Below are 7,513 nucleotides of genomic sequence, written 5' to 3'. Positions count from 1 at the left end.
CGACGGTGAGGGCCAGTCCAAGTCCCTGTTCGCAATGATCAAGAACACCTTCGAGATGAACAGCGAAGGTGTGCTGTCCGCCTACAAGGACAATGCCTCGGTGATTGCCGGCAGTCAGGGCGGCCGCTTCTTCCCGGACCCTGAGTCCGGTGTCTACGGTTATCACCCGGAAGATATCCATATCCTGATGAAGGTGGAAACCCATAACCACCCCACCGCCATCTCCCCGTTTGCCGGCGCCGCCACCGGTTCCGGCGGCGAGATCCGTGATGAGGGCGCCACCGGCCGCGGTTCCAAGCCCAAGGCGGGACTCACCGGCTTCACCGTATCCGATCTCAACCTGCCGGGGGACGCCCAACCCTGGGAAAAAGGCTATGGCAAGCCCGACCGCATCGCCTCGGCACTGGATATCATGATCGACGGTCCCATTGGCGGTGCCGCTTTCAACAACGAATTTGGCCGCCCCAACCTGGCAGGCTATTTCCGCACCTTCGAGCAGAAAGTGGCGGGTCCTGCCGGTGACGAGGTTCGTGGTTACCACAAGCCCATCATGATTGCCGGCGGTCTGGGCAACATCCGGCCCCAGCATGTGGAAAAGGGTGCCATTCCCGTCGGCGCCAAACTGATCGTACTGGGTGGCCCGTCCATGCTGATCGGACTGGGCGGTGGTGCGGCGTCTTCCATGGACAGCGGCGCCAGCCAGGAGAACCTGGACTTTGCCTCGGTCCAGCGGGACAACCCGGAGATGGAGCGGCGCTGCCAGGAAGTGATCGACCGCTGCTGGCAGCTGGGTGACAAAACGCCGATCTGCTTTATCCACGACGTGGGTGCCGGTGGTCTTTCCAATGCGATGCCGGAACTGGTGAAGGACGGCGGCCGCGGCGGCAAGTTCGAGCTGCGGGATATCCCCAATGACGAGCCCGGCATGTCGCCCCTGGAGATCTGGTGCAACGAGTCCCAGGAACGTTACGTGCTGGCGGTGGCGCCGGAGGATCTGGAGCGCTTTGATGCCATCTGCCGGCGCGAGCGATGCCCTTACGCGGTGATCGGTGAGGCCACGGAGGCCCACCACCTCAGCCTGGGGGATGCCTATTTCGGTGACAAACCGGTGGACCTGCCCATGGACGTGCTGTTCGGCAAGCCGCCGCGGATGCATCGCAGCGTTCGCCGGTCATCGTTCACCAAACCGATATTCGACTCCACCCGTGTCCATCTGAATGAGGCGGTCCGACGGGTTCTGCGGCTGCCGTCGGTGGGCAGCAAGAGCTTCCTGATCACCATAGGCGACAGGACCATTACCGGCCTGGTGACCCGTGACCAGATGGTCGGGCCCTGGCAGGTCCCGGTCAGTGACGTGGCGGTGACGGCGGCCTCATTCGACGTCTACACCGGCGAAGCCATGGCCATCGGCGAGCGCACCCCCGTTGCCGCCATCGACGCGCCGGCTTCCGGACGCATGGCGGTGGGTGAGGTGATCACCAACCTGGCGGCGGCGCCCATTGCCAAGCTTTCCGATATCCGCCTGTCCGCGAACTGGATGGCCGCGGCCGGCCACCCGGGTGAGGACGAGAACCTCTACGACACCGTCAAGGCGGTGGGTATGGAGTTGTGTCCTGCGCTCGGTATCACCATTCCGGTGGGCAAGGATTCCATGTCCATGAAGACGGTTTGGGAAGAGGAGAGCGGCGAGAAGAAAAGCGTCACCGCGCCGCTGTCGCTGATCATCAGCGGCTTTGCGCCGGTGACCGACATCCGTCGCACCCTGACTCCGGAACTGAAGACCGATGCCGGCGAAACCGACCTGATACTCATCGATCTGGCGGCTGGCCAGAACCGCCTTGGTGGTTCGGCCCTGGCCCAGGTCTTTGGCCAGATGGGCGCGGTGGCGCCGGACCTTGATGACCCCGAGGACATGCTGGCGTTCTTTACGGTGATTCAGGGGCTCAACGGCGACGGCAAGCTGCTGGCTTACCACGACCGATCCGATGGCGGCATGTTCGTTACCCTGGCGGAAATGAGCTTTGCCAGCCGCAGCGGCCTTGATATCAAGTTGGACGGCCTGGCAGAGGAGCCGCCCCAGATTGCGCGGGAGCTGTTCAATGAGGAACTGGGCGCGGTCATCCAGGTACGCCGGGAGGACACCCCCTTTGTGCTGCAGCAGTTCTCTGCGGCTGGACTGGCGGACCATGCGTCGGTGATCGGCACCCTGAACAGCGATGACCGGATCCGCTTCCTGTTTAACGGCGAGCCGGTGATCGACGAGGCCCGGGCGGATCTGCAACGGCTCTGGGCCGAAACCAGCTACCGCATCCAGTCACTGCGGGACAACGCCGACTGTGCACAGGAAGAGTTCGACAACCTGCTGGCCACCGAAGACCCCGGCCTGGGTGCCAGCCTTGGCTTTGATCCGCAGGAGGACATCGCGGCGCCCTATATCCAGACCGGTGCCCGGCCGCGGGTCGCGGTGCTCCGTGAGCAGGGCGTCAACGGTCAGGTGGAAATGGCGGCTGCGTTTGATCGTGCTGGTTTCGAGTCGGTAGACGTGCACATGAGCGACCTGCTGTCCGGGCGCGTCACTCTAGATGGCTTCAAGACTCTGGTGGCCTGCGGCGGTTTCTCCTACGGTGATGTGCTGGGTGCCGGCGGTGGCTGGGCCAAATCCATTCTTTTCAACGGCCGGGTGCGGGACGAGTTCGCCGAATTCTTTGGCCGCGGCGACACCCTCGCGTTGGGGGTCTGCAACGGCTGCCAGATGCTGTCCAACATTCACGAGCTGATTCCCGGCACGGAGGGATGGCCCCGCTTCGTCCGCAACCAGTCCGAGCAGTTCGAGGCAAGACTGGTTATGGCCGAAGTTCAGGAATCCCCCTCGGCCTTCATGGCGGGTATGGCCGGTTCACGCATGCCGATTGCGGTGGCTCACGGTGAAGGCCGGATCGAATACGCAAGTGATGCTCAGGCGTCCCAGCTGGCGGAATCCGGCCGGGTTGCGTTGCGCTTCGTCGATAACCATGGCCGGGCCACCGAGCGGTATCCCTACAACCCCAATGGCTCGGCGGACGGGGTTACCGGCGTTACCAACGTAGACGGCCGGGTCACCATTCTCATGCCTCACCCGGAGCGGGTCTTCCGCACAGCGCAGTTCTCCTGGCACCCACCGGAGTGGGGCGAGGATGGTCCCTGGCTGAGAATGTTCCGCAACGCCCGCAAGTGGCTGGGCTGATTTCGGCACCAACGAAAAGCAGCAGATAGGAAGCCGGTCTGTTCCCACTTTCTCTGGATGGAAGTGGAGGGCTGGCCGGCTTTCTGCTGTCTTATAGACTGTCCGGGGCGGTAACAGGATTTGTTACCCCGCGTAGCATTTCGATAGGGCCGCTTCGTTTCGGCTCAAAAACTGCGAAAAGTCGTCGTTCGTGGACGCTATTTCAGGACGAAATTCAACAGTAGAAACGCTTTTTCAGACCCTTTTTTCTCTTGACTTATAATTTTTATGCACATTTTCGGTGCCTGTGTGGCGTTTCTTTAGCCAAACTGTCCAATTAAGGTACAACTTCCGATTTTGTGTTTTAAGTTGTTGAATATAATAATAAAAAAGGTTTAGGCGAATTTGTCGCCAATTTGTCCCAGGGGCTGTAATGGCGGGCCTTGAGGGGCTATTCCCAAAAACTTTCCCCAGAGTTATCCACAGATTCTGTGGGTAAGTGGAAAACCCTGAATCCGCACTCAGTGCATTGTGGACTTTTTAATCCGGGTTGCGCTGACGTAGCATCCTGATAGACCGAATCGGAAGCCTTCATCGAAGGCTCTCTTCATCCGGCTACAGGAGCAATAGCATGTACAAACTGTGTTATTTCGTCCCGGAAAGTCACCTGGAGCAGACCAAGCAGGCACTGTTCGATGCCGGCGCCGGCCGCATCGGAGATTACGACTGCTGCGCCTGGCAATGTTGCGGCCAGGGGCAGTTCCGGCCACTTGAGGGTAGTGATCCTTTCCTGGGTAAGCAGGGCGAAATCGAGAGAGTGGATGAGTACAAGGTCGAGCTGGTGTGCCGTGACGATCTGATTGGGCCGGCTCTGGAGGCCTTCAAGCAGGCTCATCCCTACGAGGAGCCCGCTTACGAAGTCTACCGAATGGAAGTTCTGTGAGGCTGGACTAGCGCTTGTCGCCCATGCGGTGACGGATGTCGCTAACCCGCACCGGGAAGCGATTGCTGCGCATGTCCTCCACAAAGTGTTCCAGGGTGCGCTTGACCGTGGGAAAGGAGATCTCGTCCCAGGGGATGTCGTGCGGTTCGAACAGTTCGGTTTCCAGGGATTCCTCGCCGGCGCCGTAACGGCCATCGGTGAGGGTGGCCCGGTAGAACATGTGCACCTGGTCGATGTGGGGCACGTGGATGATGGTGTAGAGCTCGTCGATGGTCACCTCCGCCAGGGCTTCTTCCCTGGTTTCCCGGGCTGCGGCTTCATCGGTGGTCTCGGAGTTCTCCATGAAGCCGGCCGGTAGCGTCCAGTAACCGTAACGGGGCTCGATGGCCCGGCGGCACAGGAGTATGCGGCCTTCCCAGACCGGGACGGTACCGGCAACGATGCGGGGATTCTGGTAATGGATGGTTTCGCAGCTCGGGCAGACATAGCGATGCCGGTTGTCTCCGGAAGGCACCCGGTGCTCCACCGGGTGGCCGCAAGTGCTGCAGTATTTCATGAAAACCCCCGTATACTGATCGAAAATCCTAGTGTATCGCTCAACCTTCCCGCTGTCTCATCCGCTGGCGGGCAGGTGCTGTTCAAGGAGCCCGGTTTTGCGAGACATGCTGACAGAGCGGTTGGCGGGTTATGCCCCGCGCCAACTGGCGCTGGACTACCCGGAAGCGGGTATTCTGGTGCCGGTGACGGATAACCCTGACCGCCCCGAAATCATCTTTACGTTACGGTCCGCCAATCTGAGCACTCATCGAGGCCAGGTGTCCTTCCCCGGTGGTCGTCGTGATCCGGAGGATCACTCGTTGGAGCAGACCGCGTTGCGGGAAACCCACGAGGAGATCGGTCTGCCGCCGGACCAGATCCACGTGGTGGCGCCACTCAGCCAGGTCCTATCCCGCTATGGCATCCTGGTGACCCCTTACGTCGGTGTGGTCCCTGAGGACCATCCGCTGAGCGCCAATCCGGCCGAGATCGAGAGCATCTTCCGGGTGCCGGTGGACTTCTTCCTGGAGGACCGGCGGGAGCGCACCGACGCCCTCAGCTTCCTCAACAACACCTTCTATGTGCCCTGTTATCGCTGGCAGCGTTACGAGATCTGGGGACTGTCCGCCGTGGTTCTGGTTGACTTTCTCAATGCAGTGTACGATGCCGGCATCGACCTGCTAGAGCCCAGATAAGGACCCGACGATGATTTACCAGTTTGATGATCGCAAGCCCGAATTCCGTGGCAGCCAGCATTTTGTCGCCGACAATGCCAGTGTGATCGGCAGTGTGTTACTGGATGACCGCAGCAGTGTCTGGTTCAACGTGGTGATCCGCGGCGACAACGACCTGATCACCATCGGCCCCGAATCCAATGTGCAGGACGGTTCGGTGCTCCATACCGACGCCGGTGTCAAACTCACCCTGGGCCGGGGCGTTACCGTGGGCCACCAGGCCATGCTCCATGGCTGCGATATCGGCGACTATTCGCTGATCGGCATCAATGCCGTGGTGCTGAACGGCGCCAGGATCGGCAAGCACTGCCTGATCGGTGCCAATACCCTGATCCCCGAGGGCATGGTGGTGCCCGACGGCTCACTGGTGGTGGGCTCCCCCGGCAAGGTCAAGCGCGAACTCAATGACAACCAGCGCAAGATGCTGGAGCTGAGCGCCGCCCACTATGTCCAGAACGCCGCTCGCTACCTGAAGTCGCTGACTGTCATCGATGGTCCCGGCAAATGAGTGTCAGGGACAAGGTGCGATCGCCCTGTGTCAGCGTCTGCGCCCTGGACGAGAATGACGAGTGTATCGGCTGCCAGCGCACGGTGGATGAGATCACCCGCTGGAGCCAGATGAGCAACGACGAGCGGCTCGAGGTGCTGAAAAAAGTGGCCGAGCGGGAACAGCGCGTTGCTCTCTAGCAGTCCCTGGCAGCCCTTCAAATGCGAACCAGAATGTCGGGCTCTGCACCTTTTACCGGTAAGAAAGAAGTAGGTGACGCTATGGTGAGTATTGGTACACCCCTGAAGGACAATGCTTTCAAGGTGCTGTTTTGTGGCGCCGGCGAGCTGGGCAAAGAGGTGGTGATCGAACTGCAGCGGCTGGGGGTCGAGGTGATTGCCGTTGACCGCTACGCCAACGCGCCCGGCATGCAGGTGGCCCATCGCAGCCACGTGGTGGATATGCTGGATCCGGCGGCGCTGCGGGGCATTATCGAGCGGGAGCAGCCGGACCTGGTGGTGCCGGAAATCGAGGCCATCGCCACACCGGAGCTGGTGAACATGGAAGCCGAAGGTTTGCGGGTCATTCCCACCGCCCGCGCTGTCAACCTCACCATGAACCGCGAAGGTATTCGCCGGCTCGCAGCGGAAGAGCTGGGTCTGGCCACATCGCCGTATCGCTTCGCCGAATCCCGTGAGGATTACCTGGCGGCTGTCAGGGAGATCGGGCTGCCCTGTGTCATCAAACCGGTGATGAGCTCCTCGGGCAAGGGTCAGAGCCTGGTACGCAGTGAGGACCAGATTGAAAAGGCCTGGGACTACGCCCAGACCGGTGGTCGGGCTGGCAAGGGTCGGGTCATTGTCGAAGGTTTTGTCGAATTCGACTATGAGATCACGCTGCTCACCGTACGTCATGTCAACGGTGTGTCCTTCTGCGACCCCATCGGCCACCGTCAGGAAGATGGCGATTACCGCGAATCCTGGCAGCCCCAGGCCATGAGCGAACTGGCGCTCGCCCGCAGCCGCGACATGGCGGCAAAGGTCACCGAAAGCCTGGGCGGTTTCGGCGTCTACGGGGTGGAGCTGTTTGTAAAGGGCGATGAGGTCTATTTCTCCGAGGTTTCGCCCCGGCCTCACGATACCGGCCTGGTAACGCTGATATCCCAGGACCTGTCGGAGTTTGCCCTGCACGCCCGCGCCATTCTCGGTCTGCCGGTTCCCGCCATCCGCCAGTTGGGGCCATCGGCCTCGGCGGTGGTGCTGCCGGAAGGTGAATCCGACCGGCCGATGTTCGGTGGTCTTGAGAACGCACTGGCGGAGCCGGATACCCAGCTGCGTCTGTTCGGCAAGCCCCAGATCTCCGGCCGCCGCCGCATGGGTGTGCTACTGGCCCGGGGTGAGTCCATCGATCAGGCCAGGGCGAAAGCGGCCCGTGCAGTGGGTGCCGTGAAGGTCACTTTTTAACCGCCGGCACCTGGCCGGAACAAATTTCTGAAAATAGTTATTCGGGCCCGTTGACACCCGCTTGGGTGTCTGTAGAATGCGCATCTCCTTCGGGGCAACAGGCACAACGGCCTGCCGGGGGAGTTGGTTAACGGCATGATTTGATTG

At 61.2% G+C, this 7,513-nt stretch carries 7 protein-coding genes; 6 read left to right on the top strand and 1 reads right to left on the bottom strand.

From position 1 onward, the window contains the following. Together purL and R3280_RS15045 are read left to right on the top strand one after the other, a co-directional pair. Positions 1–3,223 (top strand): phosphoribosylformylglycinamidine synthase (purL, locus tag R3280_RS15050; protein ID WP_318999431.1); only part of this gene is annotated, 3,223 nt, incomplete at its 5' end. A 610-nt stretch (positions 3,224–3,833) separates the two neighbouring features. Then, a complete protein-coding gene (locus tag R3280_RS15045) occupies positions 3,834–4,145 on the top strand; it encodes a YqfO family protein (RefSeq protein WP_318999430.1) in 312 nt (103 codons plus the stop codon). 7 nt (positions 4,146–4,152) lie between these two features. On the opposite strand, the gene R3280_RS15040 is transcribed toward R3280_RS15045, so the two are convergent. Beyond that, on the bottom strand, positions 4,153–4,701 hold the full coding sequence (locus tag R3280_RS15040; RefSeq protein ID WP_318999429.1) for an NUDIX hydrolase: 549 nt from the start codon (positions 4,699–4,701) through the stop codon (positions 4,153–4,155). A gap of 97 nt (positions 4,702–4,798) precedes the next feature. On the opposite strand from R3280_RS15040, the gene R3280_RS15035 reads away from it, so the two are divergent. The 4 genes from R3280_RS15035 (at position 4,799) to purT (ending at position 7,366) form a co-directional block, all read left to right on the top strand. Next, entirely contained in the window at positions 4,799–5,377 is a 579-nt protein-coding gene (locus tag R3280_RS15035; protein WP_318999428.1) for a CoA pyrophosphatase, read from the top strand. Between the two features lie 10 nt (positions 5,378–5,387). Then, a complete protein-coding gene (locus R3280_RS15030) occupies positions 5,388–5,924 on the top strand; it encodes a gamma carbonic anhydrase family protein (RefSeq protein WP_318999427.1) in 537 nt (178 codons plus the stop codon). Beyond that, positions 5,921–6,103, top strand: coding sequence for a DUF1289 domain-containing protein (locus R3280_RS15025; protein ID WP_318999426.1), 183 nt, complete (start codon positions 5,921–5,923; stop codon positions 6,101–6,103). The genes R3280_RS15030 and R3280_RS15025 overlap by 4 nt, the downstream gene beginning before the upstream one ends. 81 nt (positions 6,104–6,184) lie before the next feature. Then, entirely contained in the window at positions 6,185–7,366 is a 1,182-nt protein-coding gene (gene purT / locus R3280_RS15020) for a formate-dependent phosphoribosylglycinamide formyltransferase (RefSeq protein WP_318999425.1), read from the top strand. The last annotated feature ends 147 nt before the right edge of the window (positions 7,367–7,513 follow it).

The organism is Marinobacter sp. (genome assembly GCF_033722195.1).
Lineage (GTDB): Bacteria > Pseudomonadota > Gammaproteobacteria > Pseudomonadales > Oleiphilaceae > Marinobacter.
Note: the sequence above shows the minus strand (reverse complement) of the source record. Positions and strands in the feature narration are given on the sequence as shown.